The organism is Intrasporangium zincisolvens, assembly GCF_034724055.1.
Lineage (GTDB): Bacteria > Actinomycetota > Actinomycetes > Actinomycetales > Dermatophilaceae > Monashia > Monashia zincisolvens.
Genome location: NZ_JAWIIL010000002.1, coordinates 373,422 through 389,090, shown reverse-complemented (window position 1 = coordinate 389,090; position 15,669 = coordinate 373,422). Strand labels below are relative to the sequence as shown.

Below are 15,669 nucleotides of genomic sequence, written 5' to 3'. Positions count from 1 at the left end.
GCGCCGACAACGCACGACGCCGCGCGCACGAATCCTTCGGCTGCACGCCGACGGGCCCGGAACCGGCCCCGGAACGGGCCCGGAACGGGCCCCGGAACGGGCCGGGGCGCCGCCCGCTCGTGCGGACGGCGCCCCGGCAGGCGAAGGGATGCGACGGGGGTCTCAGCCGGCGGCCGCGACCTCCTGGTCGGTCTCGAGGTGCAGGACGCCGTAGCTCCAGCCACGGCGCCGGTAGACGACGCTGGGACGGTCGGTGTCGGCGTCGTGGAACAGGAAGAAGTCGTGGCCGACGAGCTCCATCTGGTTGACGGCGTCCTCGAGGGACATCGGGGCGGCCGTGTGGACCTTCTCGCGCACCTCGATCGGGCTGTTGCCGAGCGCGCCGAAGCGGTCGAGGTCGTCGATGCGTCCGTCGTCGGGGGCCGTGTCGAGCGCCGCGGTCTCCCCCGCCGCGTCGATGCGTGCCGTCGCCTGCGCCACCGACTCGGGGACCCGCCGTCCCCGGCTCACCTTCCGCTTGTCGTGCAGGCGCCGCAACCGATCCATGAGCTTGTCGACGGCCGCGTCGAGCGCGGCGTACTTGTCGTCGAGGCAGGCCTCGGCACGGATCACAGGGCCCTTGGCCCGGCACGTGATCTCGACCTTCTCGGACCCACGGGCGACCCGCTCGTGGGTGACGACGACATCGATGCGGTGCACCTTCGGGGCGAGCGCGGGCACCTTGGCCAGTCGCTCGTCCAGCTGCTGACGGAATCGGTCGGGGATCTGGACGTGACGCCCAGTGACGACGATCTCCACGGTTCCTCCTTGATCGCGCACGGCTTCTTCGTGCGGCGCAGACATGCGGTTCGGGCCGGGCCACGCGGGGGCCGGCCCACTGTCGGGTCGGCACCACCCCTTCCGCTCGATCACGCCTCCGGTCCGGCACCGGAGCTCTGACCAACTGGTCATACCCGGAGCCGCACCCCGGAGGACGGGGTTCCATGACCCGACACTACTTCGGGTGTGACGCCGGTGGAAGGAGTGCCCGGTGTCTCGTCGAACATCACAGTCGGGGGCCTCCGGCGCCCCTTCCCGGGCGCGTCGTCGGGGCGGGCGTGGCCGCCACGGTGGCCCCCACGACGTCTGCCGCGCCGGCGGCTCGCAGCGCCCGGGCGGCCTCGGCGAGGGTGGCCCCGGTGGTCAGGACGTCGTCGACGACGACGCATTGCCGCCCACGGATCACGTTGCGCCACAACGGTTTCACCACCATCGACCCCTCGAGGTTGCGTTGCCTCTCCGTGCGGCCGAGGCCCGCCTGGTCCCGCGTGCGACGGGTCGGGGCCAGGGCCGCCGCGAGCCTGGTGGCGACCGGCGGCACCGGATCCGTGGGGTGCCGCGACACGCCGAGCGCGCGGGTCGTGAGCTCGGTGAGCGGCGTGTCGCCGCGCCGTCGCTCGGCGCGTCGCGAGGAGGGCACCGGCACGACGAGGACCGGGCCCGAGGCCCACCCGGACCCGCGCACCGCCGCCCGGAGGGCGGCAGCCAGCAGCGGCGCGAGGACCGCCTCGACGTCGCGGCGTCCGTGGTCCTTCCACGCGGGCACGGCCCGGCGCAGCGGCCCGTCGTAGGGCCCCCACGCCCAGACCGGCGGCAGCGTCGCGGGCGCCCGCGGCGGGACGACCCGGGCGCCCGGACCTGCAGCAGGCACATCGCCGTCGGCGCCGAAGGCCAGGCCCGGGAGCGCCCGGTCGCAGCGCCGGCACCACGGGCGACCGGGCCGACCGCACCCGGCGCACTCGACCGGCAGGACGAGGTCGGCGAGCGGCAGGAGCAGCCCGGCGGCGACCGCCCGGACGCGTCCGGCCACCTCGGGCGGGACGGGCACCACCCCATGACACCGCGCAGCCGCCCTCGGCCGCGCCACGCCGCGGGGCACCTGTGGACGGACGGCGACGCGTCCGGGGAGGTGTGGACGGCGGCCCGGGGGCCCGGCGCACAGCTGCCGTTGGGTCAGCCGCCCGGGACGAGGACGTCGCTGCCGTTCTCGATCTTGCGCCACGTGGACCCGGCCCGCACCCACACGTGGTCGTCGGAGGTGACGATGGCGAGCCCGCGCGGTCCGCCCACCGTGGTGATCCGCACGGCCCCGGCCACCGCCCCGAGGGCCTGGGCCGAGTGGCGGCGCCCGTCGATGCCCGCCCCCAGCGTGCCGGTCCAGGGGCGCATGCGCCCGCTCGTGCCCTCGGTCCCGAGCACCGCGTAGGACGCCGGGCCGAGCCACGTGACGTCCTGCAGCTGGGTCAGCGACTGGGCCTCGCGCTCGGGCTTGGTCAGGGTGAGCGGCTCGCCGTTGCTCGAGCGCACGATGCCGGTCAGCCCGAGCTGCTGGTCGCGGCCGAACCGGTCGGTGCTGATGACGAGGGCCCGGGCGGCGTCGGCCGAGACGCTGACGGCGAGCACGCGACGACCGGCGAGCCACGGGGCGTTGACGGCACGCGGCTTGGCGGCGGGGTCCTTCGACACCGAGTCGAGGACGTAGACGTGCGTGGCGCCGTCGCGGCCCGTGCCACCGATCCACAGGTAGCCGCTCGCGTCGTAGCTCGGACGAGTCAGCGCCGTCGCGAAGGGCGCGAGGAAGCGGGTCTCGGTCGTCGCGCTCCAGATCGACAGCTCGGCGCGGCCGGTCGAGATCGCGGCCACCTGCTTGCCGTCGACCGACAGCGCGAGGGCCGTCCACGTGTCCGGGACGCGCGCGACGTCGCCGTCGCGGGGCTTGAGGTCGGGGCGGCGACCGCCGTTGCCCGTGTCGGGCACGAACGTCGGGTCGATCCGGACGATCGAGTCGCCGGAGCGCAGCAGCGCGGTCTCCTGGGGCGGTCGGGTGACCGTGTCGAACCCGAGGTCGACGGCGGCCCCGACGCTCGTCAGCCCACCCGGCAGCTCGAGCGGGGTCGTGGCCACGGCCAGCGACACCGCCGAGACGGCCGACACCTGGCGCAGGGTCTCGGTCAGCTGGGCCCACATCGCCGCACGGCCGTCGGGGTCGGCCGACAACGCCTGGCTGCTGAGGTTGACCTGCGCCTGCCCGTTCTCGACGGGGACGGCGTTGACGCCGAGGCGCGTGCCCGGAGGCACCGCCGTGAAGACCGCGCCGGCGAGGTAGGCCGGCACCGGCGAGAGCTGGGCGCGGGCCAGGGTCGTCGGCAGGCGGGTGCCGATGGGGAACCACCGGGAGTCCGGCACGAGGTCACGGCCGGTCTTCGTGACGTAGTAGACGAGCTGGTTGGTGTACGTGCGCTCGAACTGGTCGGTGTCGAGCCAGAGACCGAAGCCCCGGGACGGCAGCTCGATGCGCCACTCCCCACCGACCTTCGTCAGGCCGAGCACCATCTTCGCGCGGGTGCCCTGCTCCTGCTCCTCGTAGTGGCCGTCGGGCGACAACCGGGCGACCTCGTCGGTGGACACCTCGAGCGTGCTCTCGTCGATGCGGCGGAAGGACACGTCGCCGTCGTAGACGACGACGTCCTCGGTGCCCACCTGCCACAGGTCGACCGACTGCGGCGCGAGGTAGAGCTTGCCGGTCTGGTGCGTCTCGTCGCTGTCCTCACCGGCGCGCAGGAACCCGCTGATGACGGCCTCCTGGCTCGCCCCGTCGGCGGGACCGACGGCCGCGACCCTGACGGGCTCGACGGCGCTGTCGCCGAGAGCCCGTCCCTCGACGACCGGCCCGCTGCCGGGGAGGCCGCCGCAGGCCGCGAGCACCACCGTGGCCGCCAGGGCGACGACGGCGAGCGCCGCCCGTGGCCCGCGACGCAACCGGCGTCGGGAACGGCGTCGGCCCTCGCGTCCGCTCTCGGTCACGGGGAGCGCTCCACGGCGATGCGCCGCAGGCGCAGGGTGTCCTCGTCGGTGCTGCCGGTCCCGCCGGTGCCGTCGCTGCGCGCGGCCTCGCCGAGCGCCGCCCCCTCGCGGCGGGCCCGAGCCGCCTCGGCGGCGAGCGGGCTGAGGGGCAGCGGCGAGCTCGTGATCGTGGCGTCGGCCTGGCGCGGCAGGGTCAGGCGGAAGCAGGACCCCTCCCCCAGCGCGCCCCACGCCTCGAGCCGGCCGGCGTGGAGGCGAGCGTCCTCGAGGGCGATGGCCAGGCCGAGCCCGGTGCCGCCGGTGGTGCGGGCACGGGCCGGGTCGGCGCGCCAGAACCGGGTGAACACGAGGGCGGCCTCACCGGGGCGCAGCCCGACGCCGTGGTCGCGGACCGTGACGGCGACTGCCGAGTCGTTCTCGCCGATCGTCACCTCGATGGGGCGGCCCTCGCCGTGCTCGACGGCGTTGGACACGAGGTTGCGCAGGATCCGCTCGATGCGTCGGGAGTCCATGTCGGCCAGGACCGGCTGCGACGGCATCCGCAGCACCAGGTCGGTGCCGCGGCTGGCCGCGAGGGCCCGGTGGGCGTCGACGGCGCGCTCGACCGACGCCCGCAGGTCGGTGGCCTCGACCTCGAGCACCGCGGCGCCGGCGTCGAACCGGGAGATCTCGAGCAGGTCGGTGAGCAGCGACTCGAACCGGTCGAGCTCCTTGTGCAGCAGCTCGGCCGAGCGAGCGACGGTCGGGTCGAAGCCGGTGCGCGAGTCGTGGATGAGGTCGCCGGCCATGCGGATCGTCGTCAGCGGCGTGCGCAGCTCGTGCGACACGTCGGAGACGAACCGCTGCTGGACCCGGGAGAGGTTCTCCAGCTGGGCGATCTGCTGCTGGAGCGAGGCCGCCATGGCGTTGAAGGAGTTGCCGAGTCGGGCCAGGTCGTCCTCGCCCTTGGACCGCATCCGCTCGTTGAGGTTGCCCTCGGCGAACCGTTCGGCGACGAGCGCGGCCCGACGGACCGGATCGGCGACGAGGCGGGTCACGACGAAGGCGATCGCCCCGATGAGGAGCACGAGGATGGCGCCACCGACGAGGAACGTCTGGCCGATGAACGAGATGATCTCGCGCTCGCGGTGCATCGGGTAGATGAAGTAGAGGCCGTAGTCGCCGGCCACCCCGGTGGCGATGCGCTGGCCGACGATGACCGCCGAGACCGAGTCGTTGCCCTCCTCGATCGTCGCGACCTGCAGGTGCTGGCGGTCCGGCTGGGTGGCGATCTCGTGCCGCAGCTCCTCCGGGATGAAGCGAGCCCCGACCGCGCCGCTCTCGACGGGACCGAAGATGATGCGTCCGGTGGTGTTGTCGAGGCGCGAGAGCACGACGTAGCGCTTCTCGTTGCCCGCGTCACGGCGGTACTGGTTGACCAGGCTCGTGGCGAACTGGGTCAGCGCGGCGTCGGAGCCGTTCTGGTCGGTCGAGTCGAACTGCTTCTGCGCGTCGATGGCATCGCGCAGGCTGTCGTCGGCGGCGATCCGCTGCCGGCTGTCGACGAGGCCCTGCGCGATCGAGCCGTAGAGGTAGGTGCCGACGGCCGTGAGCACGAGGATGCCGAGCAGCATCGTCACCATGACGACGCGGAACCCGAGCGAGGACCGCCACAGGTGCACGAGGCGCGCGCCGGCCCGGCGCAGCGCGGAGCCTGCTCGGCCCATGCGACCGGCGACCTCGGCGGCGCGCGACGCGCTGCCCGACCGCGTGGTCATGGCTATGCCGGACCTGCCTTGTACCCGACGCCACGGACCGTGACGACGATCTCGGGGCGCTCGGGGTCGTGCTCGATCTTCGAGCGCAGCCGCTGGACGTGGACGTTCACGAGGCGGGTGTCGCCGGCGTGGCGGTAGCCCCACACCTGCTCGAGCAGGACCTCGCGGGTGAAGACCTGCCACGGCTTGCGAGCGAGCGCGACGAGCAGGTCGAACTCGAGCGGCGTCAGCGACAGGGGCTGGCCGTCGCGCTTGACCGAGTGGCCGGCGACGTCGATCTCGAGGTCGCCGATGGCGAGCTTCTCCGGGGCCGGCTCGTCGCCGCGGCGCAGACGGGCCCGGACGCGGGCGATGAGCTCCTGGGGCTTGAAGGGCTTGACGACGTAGTCGTCGGCGCCGGACTCGAGGCCGACGACGACGTCGACGGTGTCGGTGCGGGCGGTCAGCATGACGATCGGCACGCCGCTCTCGGAGCGGATGCGCCGGCACACCTCCATGCCGTCGAGCCCGGGCAGCATGACGTCGAGCAGGACGAGGTCGGGACGCGACTCACGGAACGCGGCGACCGCCTCGGAGCCGTCGGCCACGTGGGAGACCTCGAGGCCCTCGTTGCGCAGCACGATCCCGAGCATCTCGGCGAGTGCGAGGTCGTCGTCGACGACCAGTACCCGACCCTTCACGACACACTCCATTCCCGGGACGGCGGTGTCCCGTGTCCCTAGTCCTTGGCACATCATCACACAGGCAGGCAGAACGGCCGGTACCGCGCGGCGGCAGGCAGTCCCCGTTCCGCGCGTCCAGCCGGGCTGGTGGTACCCCCGAACTCCCGCGGGCTCAGCCCTGGGTGACGTACCACTTGCCGCCGATGCGCACGGCCTTGAAGTTCGAGACGACGTCGGCGGCCAGCGCCGGCTCGGTCGTGACGCTCTCGAAGGTGGCCTTGTCGCCGGCGACGGTGGCACCGGTGATCTTCAGGCCCTGGAACGCGCCGGCGAGCTCCTTGAGCTGGTCCAGCATCGGGGTGATCGTCTTGCCGCAGGCCGCAGCCGCGCCCGGGATGCTCGAGATCGTCTTGCCGCCGGTGGCCATCAGCTCGCAGACGGTCTTGCCGTCGCCGGCGACCATGGAGCCGAGCCACGAGGTCATCGCGGCCTCGGGCGTGGCCTGGTCGACCACGACCGGCTCCGCCGCGGTGGTCGAGTCGCCGGCGGCGCCCGACGTGGTGCCCGATGCCGTGTCCGACGGCATCGACGACGTGGAGGTGGACGACGCGGCAGGCGTCGTGCTCGAGGAGGTCCCCGTCGTGTCGGTGGCCTTGCTGCAGGCCGCGAGCGACACGGAGAGGGCCAGCGCGAGTGCGGCGGTCGTGAGCTTCTTCATGGAGGGTCCCTGCTGGCAGACGATGTGAGGTGCCCTCAGATCCTCGCACGCTGCTGCCCGGCCGAGCCCGCCGCGCGGGGAACCGATCGGGCCAAAACGACCCTGCCGGACGCGTCGAGCGGGGATGATCGGGGCCGTGACGAGCGACACGACCCGCGCCACCGCCCCGGAGGACATCGACGCGTCCGACGCATCGGGCGAGGACCAGGCGTCGGGCGCGTCCGCGACGCGGCGGCCACCGCTGCCCTACCGGGTGCGCCAGCTGCTGCCCGGGCTCGTCCTGCTCGCCGCCGTGGTCCAGGTGGCGCGGCCGGTGGCGGACCCCGACACGTTCTGGCACCTCGCCGCCGGCGACCGCCTCCGCCAGACGTGGGTGTTCAACGGGCCCGACCCGTGGAGCACGATGTCGACCCAGCCGTGGCGCCTGCACGAGTGGCTTCCCGAGCTGCTCATGAGCGGCTTCCAGCAGCTGCTCGCCCTGCCCGGCGTCGCCTGGCTGCTCCCGCTCGGCGTCGCCGGCATCGGCCTCGCGCTGTGGCGTGTCACCCGGCGCCGGGGCTCCCTGCTCGTCTCGGCCGCGGTCACGGCGGTGTCGCTGGCCGCGATGAGCCAGAGCCTGTCGCTGCGGCCGCACCTGGTCACCTTCGCGCTGACCGTCGTGACGACCGGGGCGTGGCTGCGCACCTGGCAGGACCGCCGCGCCCGCTGGTGGCTCGTGCCGCTGACCTGGGTGTGGGCCTGCTCCCACGGCATGTGGTTCATGGGGGTGCTCGTCGGTGTCGTGGCGCTGCTCGGCATCGCCCTCGACCGACGCGTCACGCGCCGGCAGTGGGGCCGCCTGGCCCTCGTGCCGCTCGCCTCGCTCGCCGTCGCCGCCCTGACGCCGACCGGGCCCGAGCTGCTGCTGTCGCCGTTCGCCGTGAACGAGACGACGCAGTTCATCCAGGAGTGGATGGCACCCTCGATCAAACAACCGGGTTTCGCGTTCTTCGTCGGGATGGTCGCCGTCGTCGTCCTCGTGTGGGCCCGGTCCCGCGACAAGGTGTCCTGGACCGACGTCCTGCTGCTCGTCCTCGGCACGGGCCTCGCGCTGCTCTACGCGCGCACCGTCGCCGTCGGCGCCGCGGTCGTCGCGCCGGTGGCCGCCGTGACCCTGCAGGGTCTGCTGCCCACCGATCCAGAGCCGCTCGAACGGCGCGAGGTCCGGTTCACGCTCGGGCTGACCACGCTCGGGCTCGTCGTGGCCGCGGTCGTCGTGGCGGTGCGGGCGGTCGCTCCCGGCTCGGGGGCCACGGGGCTCGACCCCGCGATCGCCAAGCTTCCGGCCGGAACCGTCGTGTGCAACGACTACGGCATCGGCGGCTGGCTCATCTGGAGCCACCCGAACGTGCGGCCCGCCATCGACGGCCGCGTCGAGGTGTACAGCCTCGCCCACGTGCGCGAGTACGTCGCCTTCTCCGCCGCGAGCCCGGGGTGGACCGCCTACCTGACCCACACCGGGTGCCGGTGGGCCCTCGTGTCCACGTCGTCCGCCGCCTCCGAGGCCCTGCAGAAGCAGACCGGCTGGAGCGTCGCGGCCAAGGACAGCGAGTTCGTCCTGCTGCAGGCCCCGGCGACGTCCGGCTCCTGACGCACGGGTGCCGCCCGCCCCCAACGGGGCGAGCGGCACCGTGGCTGACGCGTCGGGACGCGGCGAGCGCGTCGGGACGCGGCGGCGTCAGTAGCGGTAGTGCTCCGGCTTGTACGGGCCGGCCACGTCGACGCCGAGGTACTCGGCCTGGCCCTTGGTCAGCTCGGTGAGCTGGACCCCGAGGGCGTCGAGGTGCAGGCGGGCGACCTTCTCGTCGAGGTGCTTCGGCAGGGTGTAGACCTGCTTCGCGTAGTCGCCGGTCTTCGTGAAGAGCTCGATCTGGGCGATCGTCTGGTTGCTGAAGCTGTTGCTCATGACGAAGCTCGGGTGGCCGGTGGCGTTGCCGAGGTTCATGAGGCGCCCCTCGGACAGCAGGATGATCGAGCTGCCACCGTCGAAGGTCCACTCGTGCACCTGCGGCTTGATCTGCGTCTTCGTCACGCCGGGAACGCGGGCCAGGCCGGCCATGTCGATCTCGTTGTCGAAGTGGCCGATGTTGGCGACGATCGCCTTGTTCTTCATCTTCGTCATGTGCTCGGCGGTGATGACGTCGTAGCAGCCGGTCGTCGTGATGAAGATGTCGGCGGACTCGACGACGTCCTCCATGCGGGCGACCTGGAAGCCCTCCATCGCGGCCTGCAGCGCGCAGATCGGGTCGATCTCGGTGACGATGACGCGGGCGCCCTGGCCTCGGAGCGACTCGGCGCAGCCCTTGCCCACGTCGCCGTAGCCGGCGACGACGGCGACCTTGCCGCCGATGAGGACGTCGGTGGCGCGGTTGAGGCCGTCGATGAGCGAGTGGCGGCAGCCGTAGGTGTTGTCGAACTTGCTCTTGGTCACCGCGTCGTTGACGTTGATGGCCGGGAAGAGCAGCTCGCCGGCCTCGGCGAGCTGGTAGAGGCGGTGGACACCGGTCGTGGTCTCCTCGGTGACGCCCTTGATGCCGGCGGCGACCGTGGTCCACTTCTGGCCGTCGACGGCCATCGTCTGGCGCACGAGCTCCTTGAAGACGCCGAACTCCTCGGAGTCCTCGTCGGTGGTCGGCGGCACCTGGCCGGCCTTCTCCCACTCGCGGCCCTTGTGGACGAGCATCGTGGCGTCGCCGCCGTCGTCGAGGATCATGTTCGGGCCCTCGCCGCCGGGCCAGGTGAGGATCTGGTCGGTGCACCACCAGTACTCGGGGAGGGTCTCGCCCTTCCAGGCGAAGACCGGCACGCCCTGGAGGTCGTCGGCGCTGCCCTTCGGGCCGACGACGACGGCCGCGGCGGCCTCGTCCTGGGTGGAGTAGATGTTGCAGGAGGCCCAGCGGACCTCGGCGCCGAGGGCGGTGAGGGTCTCGATGAGCACGGCCGTCTGGACGGTCATGTGCAGGGACCCGGCGATGCGGGCGCCCTTGAGCGGCTGCGCGTCGGCGTACTCGGCGCGGATGGCCATGAGGCCGGGCATCTCGTGCTCGGCGAGTCGGAGCTGGTGGCGGCCCGCCTCGGCGAGGCTCAGGTCGGCAACCTTGTAGTCGAAGGACATGGGTGATCGCTTCCTCTGGTGGTCGGTGTGCAGACCCGGCGCGCCCCTCTGGGCCATCGTTCGCGGGTCATCACCCACGCCGGCGGTTGTCCAGTCTAGCGACGCGGCCGCCTGACCCCCAATGCCGCTGTCGAACCTCGCCCGCCTCCGCGTCGGTTCGAGGTGATCGACGACCGGATGCGGTCGCGGGTCACCTCGCCCCGGGCCGGGGTCAGTGGGTGGCGGGCTTGCGGCGTCGGGGCAGGACGTGGAGGACGGCCACGATGAGGGCACCGACGACGAGACCGATGAGCGCCGAGGCGAGGGTGTTGACGATCCACGCGAGGACGCCGCCGATGCCGGCCACTCCCTCGACCGCCTCCTCGAGGTGGTGCACCTGCCCGTAGAGCCAGTGCCAGCCCAGCTCGTCGACGCCGACGAGCAGGATGTGGCCGCCGACCCAGAGCATCGCCGCGATGCCGACGGTCGAGAGCACCGACAGCAGCTTCGGCATGCCGCGGACGAGGGCCCGGCCGACGCGCTGCGAGGCGCCCGACTCGCGCTGGGCGAGTGCCAGGCCGACGTCGTCCATCTTGACGATGAGCCCGACGACGCCGTACACGAGCGCCGTGATGAGCACGGCGACGATGACCAGGATGATGAGGCGCGAGAGGAACGGCTCGGTGTCGACCTCGTTCAGCGCGATGACCATGATCTCGGCCGACAGGATGAAGTCGGTGCGGATGGCGCCCGAGACGACAGCCTTCTCGTCGACCTCGCCGGCCTCGGCCTCCTCCTCGTGGTGGCCCGAGACGAGCTCCCACACCTTCTCGGCGCCCTCGTAGGCGAGGTAGGCGCCACCGACCATGAGGATCGGCGTCAGCAGCCAGGACACGTACTGGCTGAGCACCATGATGACCGGCAGGATGATGAGCAGCTTGTTGCGCAGCGAGCCCACGGCGATCTTGCGGATGATCGGCAGCTCGCGCTCGGGCTCGAGGCCCTGCACGTAGCGCGGCGTCACGGCGGTGTCGTCGACGACGACGCCCGTGGCCTTGATGCTGGCCTTCGTGGCCGCGGCGCCGACGTCGTCGACCGACGCGGCCGCGAGCTTGACGAGGGCTGCGACGTCGTCGAGGAGCGCTACGAGTCCACCTGCCATGCGCACAGCCTAGGGCCCGTCCCAGCGTTCTCTCAGGGACGGGTCCCGACGCGTCGGCGGCCGGTCGGGGAACCGCCCGGCGCGGCGTGCTCCTCAGGCGGGCGGGTCGACCTCGAGCCCCAGGAGAGCGTTCTCGACGACCTCGGCCAGGGCGGGGTGGATCCAGTACTGGCCCCGCGCGACGTCGTGGACGTGCGCGCCGGTGGCCATGGCCTGCACGAGCGGCTGCACGAGGCTCGTCGCGTGGGCCCCCAGCAGGTGGGCGCCGAGCAGCCGCCCCGAGCTCGGGTCGGCGACGAGCTTGCAGACGCTGGTCGTGTCCTCCATGGCCCAGCCGTACGCCGTGTCGCCGTAGCGCTGCACGAAGGTGACGTGCGGGACGCCGGCGTCGACGGCGGCCTGCTCGCTCAGGCCCACCGTCGCCACCTGCGGGTGGCTGAAGACGCCGGAGGGGACGTGGGCGTGCGGGAGGCGGTGGAGGTCGTCCGGGTGCACGAGGTTGTGCGCGACCGCGCGGGCCTCGGCGTTCGCGACGTGCTTGAGCTGCCACGGCGAGCTGACGTCGCCGAGCGCCCAGACGCCGGGCAGGTTGGTGCGCCCGTGCTCGTCGACGACGACCCGCCCGTCCTCGTGCAGCCGCAGGCCGACGGCCTCGGCGCCGAGGTCGTCGGTGTTGGGGCGTCGGCCCGTGGCCACGAGCAGGAGGTCGCCCTCGACGCAGCTGCCGCCGGTGAGGTGGACCCGGAACCCGCCGCCGTCGGCCGGCTCGAGGGAGGCGACCTCGACGCCCGTGCGCACGTCCCACTGCTCGCGCGCCAGATCGGTGAAGCGGTGGGAGATCTCGGTGTCGAGGTGGCGCAGCAGCTGCGAGCCGCGCGCCAGGACCGTGACGTGCACGCCGAAAGCGGAGAAGACGTGCGCCATCTCGGCCGCGATGAAGCCGCCGCCGATGACAACCATCCGCCGCGGCAGCTCGTCGATGCGCATGACCGTGTCGGAGGTGTGGAACGGCACCCCCGAGTCGGCGACGACGTCCGGGATGACCGGCCGGGCCCCCGCGGCGACGACGACCTGGTCGGCCGTGACCACCTCGGTGCCACCGCCGGCGAGCTCGACGGTCAGCTCCCGCTCGCCGGTGAAGCGTGCGTGGCCGAGCACCGCCGCCGTGTTCGGCCCGTCCTGCCGGTAGCGCAGGCCGCCCTCGGAGATCGGGTCGATCCGCCCGAAGACGCGGTCGCGCACGTCGCGCCAGCGCACGCCATCGAGCGTGGCGTCGACGCCGTAGCGCTCCGCGTCACGCACCGCGTCGGCCACCTCGGCGGCGTAGACGAACATCTTCGTCGGGATGCACCCGACGTTGGTGCACGTGCCGCCGAAGGTGCCGCCCTCGATGACGGCGACACGCTTGTCGGCGAAGTCGGGGGTGACGAGGGAGTTGCCGCTGCCGGAGCCGATGATCGCCAGGTCGTAGTGGGCCACGCCCGCAGCCTACGGACGCGTGAGGCGTCGGAGGCGGTAGCACCCCTGGACGGTGATCACCCGCGAGCGGCTCGGCGTCCGGCGGAGGTCAGCGGCCGCGGGCCCCGCGCAGCAGCTCGACGTGCGGCGAGGTCGCGGGATCGAAGCCCTGCCCGAGCGCCAGGTAGGTGGCGGCGAAGTCGGTGAGGGCGACGTGGTGGGCGAAGCGCAGCAGCGGGTCGGTCGACGGCGCGTCGACGAGCGAGACGCGGACGCCGGTGTCCTCGGCGACGGAGACGATGGTCGAGGTGAGGCGCGCGTCGGCGCCCTCGCTCGTGTCGCGCAGCATGATGAGGCGGAGCGGCGGCCGTGTGGGTCCGTCGAGGAACGGGTCGGCGAAGATGTCGTCGCCGCCCTCGGCCCCGCCCCCGGCCAGCAGGCCGTCGAAGCAGGCCACGATCTGGCTCGCGGCGTCGGGCAGCGCGCCGTGCGCCACCGGCACCCGTCCGGTGCGCCCGAACATCGACGCCGCGCGTCGGGCCGCGACGCCGCCGAACGGCCCCTCCCCCAGCACGATCGGCGCCGACTCGGCGACCTCGGTGGCCAGCACCTTGGCCGGGTTGACGAACGACTCCGACGCCGGCCGGGCCTCGGTGGCGCACCGGTCGAGGACGTCCGCGAGGGACTCGAGGGTGTCGCTGCCGACTGCCGCGATGCCGAGCGCGTCGGCCGCCAGCAGGGCCGGCGTGGCCTGGGCCCACATCGAGGTGCGCGACGACGAGCCCGACACGGGGATGGGCACGTGCACGCCCCGGGCTCGCGCGCTGACCTCCGCGAGCGGTGAGTCGGCCGCGCCGATCGTCAGCAGCGAGGCGCCCCGACGCTGGGCCTCGGCCGCCAGCGCGAGCGTTCCTGCGGCTCGGCCCGACTGGGACACCGCGATGACGAGGTCCAACGAGCCCACCCACCCCGGCAGCGGGGCTGCGGAGCAGCTCTGGACCGGCAACGAGGCGCCCGCGCAGGCGAGCGCCTCGAAGAGGTCGGCGACGGCGGCCGAACCCCCGGCGGCGGCCACGACGATGCCGCGCGGGTCGAGGCCGCGCAGCCGCTCCAGTCCGGCGTCGGACGCTGCTGCGAGCGAGCGTCGTACCTGGGCCCCGGCGGACGCGAGGGCGACCAGCGTGTCGCTGCGGTCGAGGGACGCGAGGGTCCCCTGGTCGTCGAGGCGCGTCTCGTCGAACACGGCGGGGACCGTGTCAGCCCTCGAGGTGCCGGGCGAGGTCGACGAGCAGGACGGGCACTCCGGACTCGACCGGGTAGCCGAGCGAGCAGGTGGCACAACGAAGCTCGGGGGTCTCACCCGAGCCGGAGTCGTGCGTGGCATCGGTCAGCTCGCCCTTGCACTGGGGGCAGCGGAGGATGCCGCGCAGCCACGGCTCGATGGTCTGCTGGGTGCTCACGATGCGTCTCCTGCGTCGGTCGGGTCCGTCGCGACGTCGGCGACGGCGTCGCCCGAGCGGATCAGGGCGAGCATCTCGTCGCGAACGCGCTCCATGGTCTCACGGTCGGCGGCCTCGACGTTGAGCCGCAGCAGCGGCTCGGTGTTGGAGGCGCGCACGTTGAACCACCACATCGGCTCGGTGCCCTCGGGGCACGTCACCGTCAGGCCGTCGAGCTCGTCGGTGCCGGCGCCACGGACCTGGGCCCAGGCGCGGACCTGCTCGACGACGGCGGCCTGGTCGTCCACGGTCGAGTTGATCTCGCCGGAGGCGACGTAGCGCTCGTACTCGCTGCACAGCTGCGACAGCGGGGTGTCCTGCTCCCCCAGCGCGGCGAGCACGTGCATCGCGGCGAGCATCCCGGTGTCGGCGAACCAGAAGTCGCGGAAGTAGTAGTGCGCCGAGTGCTCGCCACCGAAAACCGCTCCGGCACGGGCCATCTCGGCCTTGATGAAGGAGTGGCCGACGCGGGTGCGCACGGGGTTGGCGCCCCGCTCGGTGACGATCTCGCGGACCGCGGAGCTGGAGATGACGTTGTGCACGATCGAGACGTCGCGGTCGCCGCCGTCACGGGCCCGGGCGATCTCGCGGACCGCGACGAGGCCGGTGATGGCGCTCGGGGAGACGGGCTCGCCGTCGGCGTCGACGACGAAGCAGCGGTCGGCGTCGCCGTCGAAGGCGAGGCCGATGTCGGCGCCGTGCTCGCGCACGGCGGCCTGCAGGTCGACGAGGTTGGCCGGGTCGAGCGGGTTGGCCTCGTGGTTCGGGAACGTACCGTCGAGCTCGAAGTACATGGGCACGACCTCGAGCGGCAGCTCGGGCAGCCCGGCGCCGGTGCCGAGGACGGCGGGGACCGTGTGCCCGCCCATGCCGTTGCCGGCGTCGACGACGACCTTGAGGGGCCGTCCGCCGGAGAGGTCGACGAGCGAACGCAGGAAGCCGGCGTAGTCGCCGAGGAGGTCGCGCGTGGTGATGCTGCCCGGGCCACCGACCGGCTCGGCGAGCCCCGTGCCGCCGTCGAGGAGCCACTGCGCGAGGTCGCGGACCTCGGCGAGGCCGGAGTCCTGCCCGACCGGTCGCGCGGCGGAGCGGCACAGCTTGATGCCGTTGTACTGAGCCGGGTTGTGGCTGGCGGTGAACATCGCACCGGGCAGGTCGAGGGCGCCGCTGGCGTAGTAGAGGCCGTCGGTCGAGCACAGGCCGATGTGCACGACGTCGACGCCGCGCGAGGTGACACCGGCCGCGAAGGCCTGCGACAGCTCGGGCGAGCTGGGGCGCATGTCGTGGCCGATGACGACCGCGGGGCTGCCGTCGGGGATGGCCACGACCTCGGCGAACGCGGCGCCGATGGCGCGGGCCACGTCGGGCGAGAGCTGGTCGGGGACGATCCCCCGGACGTCGTAGGCCTTGACGAAGTCGACGAGTTGAGGCACGGGC

At 73.2% G+C, this 15,669-nt stretch carries 13 protein-coding genes; 1 reads left to right on the top strand and 12 read right to left on the bottom strand.

Going from position 1 to position 15,669, the window contains the following annotated elements:
* Window positions 1-162: 162 nt before the first annotated feature.
* The 6 genes from hpf to RY076_RS06095 all read right to left on the bottom strand — a co-directional run bounded on the left by hpf (window position 163) and on the right by RY076_RS06095 (window position 6,980).
* Entirely contained in the window at window positions 163-798 is a 636-nt protein-coding gene (gene hpf, locus RY076_RS06120) for a ribosome hibernation-promoting factor, HPF/YfiA family (RefSeq protein WP_323096705.1), read from the bottom strand.
* A 247-nt stretch (window positions 799-1,045) separates the two neighbouring features.
* A complete protein-coding gene (locus RY076_RS06115) occupies window positions 1,046-1,867 on the bottom strand; it encodes a ComF family protein (protein WP_323096704.1) in 822 nt (273 codons plus the stop codon).
* A 125-nt stretch (window positions 1,868-1,992) separates the two neighbouring features.
* Entirely contained in the window at window positions 1,993-3,843 is a 1,851-nt protein-coding gene (locus RY076_RS06110; RefSeq protein ID WP_323096703.1) for a GerMN domain-containing protein, read from the bottom strand.
* Window positions 3,840-5,600 carry an MtrAB system histidine kinase MtrB gene (gene mtrB, locus RY076_RS06105; protein WP_323096702.1) on the bottom strand — a complete coding sequence of 587 codons (1,761 nt, stop codon included), beginning with the start codon at window positions 5,598-5,600 and terminating at the stop codon, window positions 3,840-3,842. The genes RY076_RS06110 and mtrB overlap by 4 nt, the downstream gene beginning before the upstream one ends.
* A gap of 2 nt (window positions 5,601-5,602) precedes the next feature.
* Complete coding sequence (gene mtrA / locus RY076_RS06100) at window positions 5,603-6,280, bottom strand: MtrAB system response regulator MtrA (protein WP_413785740.1); 678 nt, start codon at window positions 6,278-6,280, stop codon at window positions 5,603-5,605.
* 154 nt (window positions 6,281-6,434) lie between these two features.
* Complete coding sequence (locus tag RY076_RS06095) at window positions 6,435-6,980, bottom strand: hypothetical protein (RefSeq protein ID WP_323096700.1); 546 nt, start codon at window positions 6,978-6,980, stop codon at window positions 6,435-6,437.
* 136 nt (window positions 6,981-7,116) lie between these two features.
* Here RY076_RS06095 and RY076_RS06090 point away from each other — a divergent pair, with 136 nt between their 5' ends.
* A complete protein-coding gene (locus RY076_RS06090) occupies window positions 7,117-8,610 on the top strand; it encodes a hypothetical protein (RefSeq protein ID WP_323096699.1) in 1,494 nt (497 codons plus the stop codon).
* An 87-nt stretch (window positions 8,611-8,697) separates the two neighbouring features.
* Here the strand turns inward: RY076_RS06090 and ahcY are convergent, their stop codons facing one another.
* The 6 genes from ahcY to RY076_RS06060 all read right to left on the bottom strand — a co-directional run bounded on the left by ahcY (window position 8,698) and on the right by RY076_RS06060 (window position 15,665).
* Window positions 8,698-10,134: an adenosylhomocysteinase gene (ahcY, locus tag RY076_RS06085; protein WP_323096698.1), complete on the bottom strand. Its 1,437-nt coding sequence runs from the start codon at window positions 10,132-10,134 to the stop codon at window positions 8,698-8,700.
* A gap of 211 nt (window positions 10,135-10,345) precedes the next feature.
* Window positions 10,346-11,275, bottom strand: coding sequence for a DUF808 domain-containing protein (locus RY076_RS06080; RefSeq protein ID WP_323096697.1), 930 nt, complete (start codon window positions 11,273-11,275; stop codon window positions 10,346-10,348).
* A 93-nt stretch (window positions 11,276-11,368) separates the two neighbouring features.
* Window positions 11,369-12,754, bottom strand: a complete 1,386-nt coding sequence (locus RY076_RS06075; RefSeq protein ID WP_323096696.1) for a mycothione reductase — start codon at window positions 12,752-12,754, stop codon at window positions 11,369-11,371.
* A gap of 88 nt (window positions 12,755-12,842) precedes the next feature.
* Entirely contained in the window at window positions 12,843-13,976 is a 1,134-nt protein-coding gene (locus tag RY076_RS06070; protein ID WP_323096695.1) for an SIS domain-containing protein, read from the bottom strand.
* 13 nt (window positions 13,977-13,989) lie between these two features.
* Window positions 13,990-14,193 (bottom strand): Trm112 family protein, encoded by a 204-nt coding sequence (locus RY076_RS06065; RefSeq protein ID WP_323096694.1) that lies wholly within the window; start codon window positions 14,191-14,193, stop codon window positions 13,990-13,992.
* Window positions 14,190-15,665, bottom strand: coding sequence for a phosphomannomutase/phosphoglucomutase (locus RY076_RS06060; RefSeq protein WP_413785739.1), 1,476 nt, complete (start codon window positions 15,663-15,665; stop codon window positions 14,190-14,192). The genes RY076_RS06065 and RY076_RS06060 overlap by 4 nt, the downstream gene beginning before the upstream one ends.
* Between the last annotated feature and the right edge of the window lie 4 nt (window positions 15,666-15,669).

Coding starts and splice junctions, on each gene's coding strand:
- RY076_RS06080 (WP_323096697.1), bottom strand. CDS start 11,275: ATGGCAGGTGGACTCGTAGCGCTCCTCGACGACGTCGCAGCCCTCGTC.
- ahcY (WP_323096698.1), bottom strand. CDS start 10,134: ATGTCCTTCGACTACAAGGTTGCCGACCTGAGCCTCGCCGAGGCGGGC.
- mtrB (WP_323096702.1), bottom strand. CDS start 5,600: ATGACCACGCGGTCGGGCAGCGCGTCGCGCGCCGCCGAGGTCGCCGGT.
- RY076_RS06095 (WP_323096700.1), bottom strand. CDS start 6,980: ATGAAGAAGCTCACGACCGCCGCACTCGCGCTGGCCCTCTCCGTGTCG.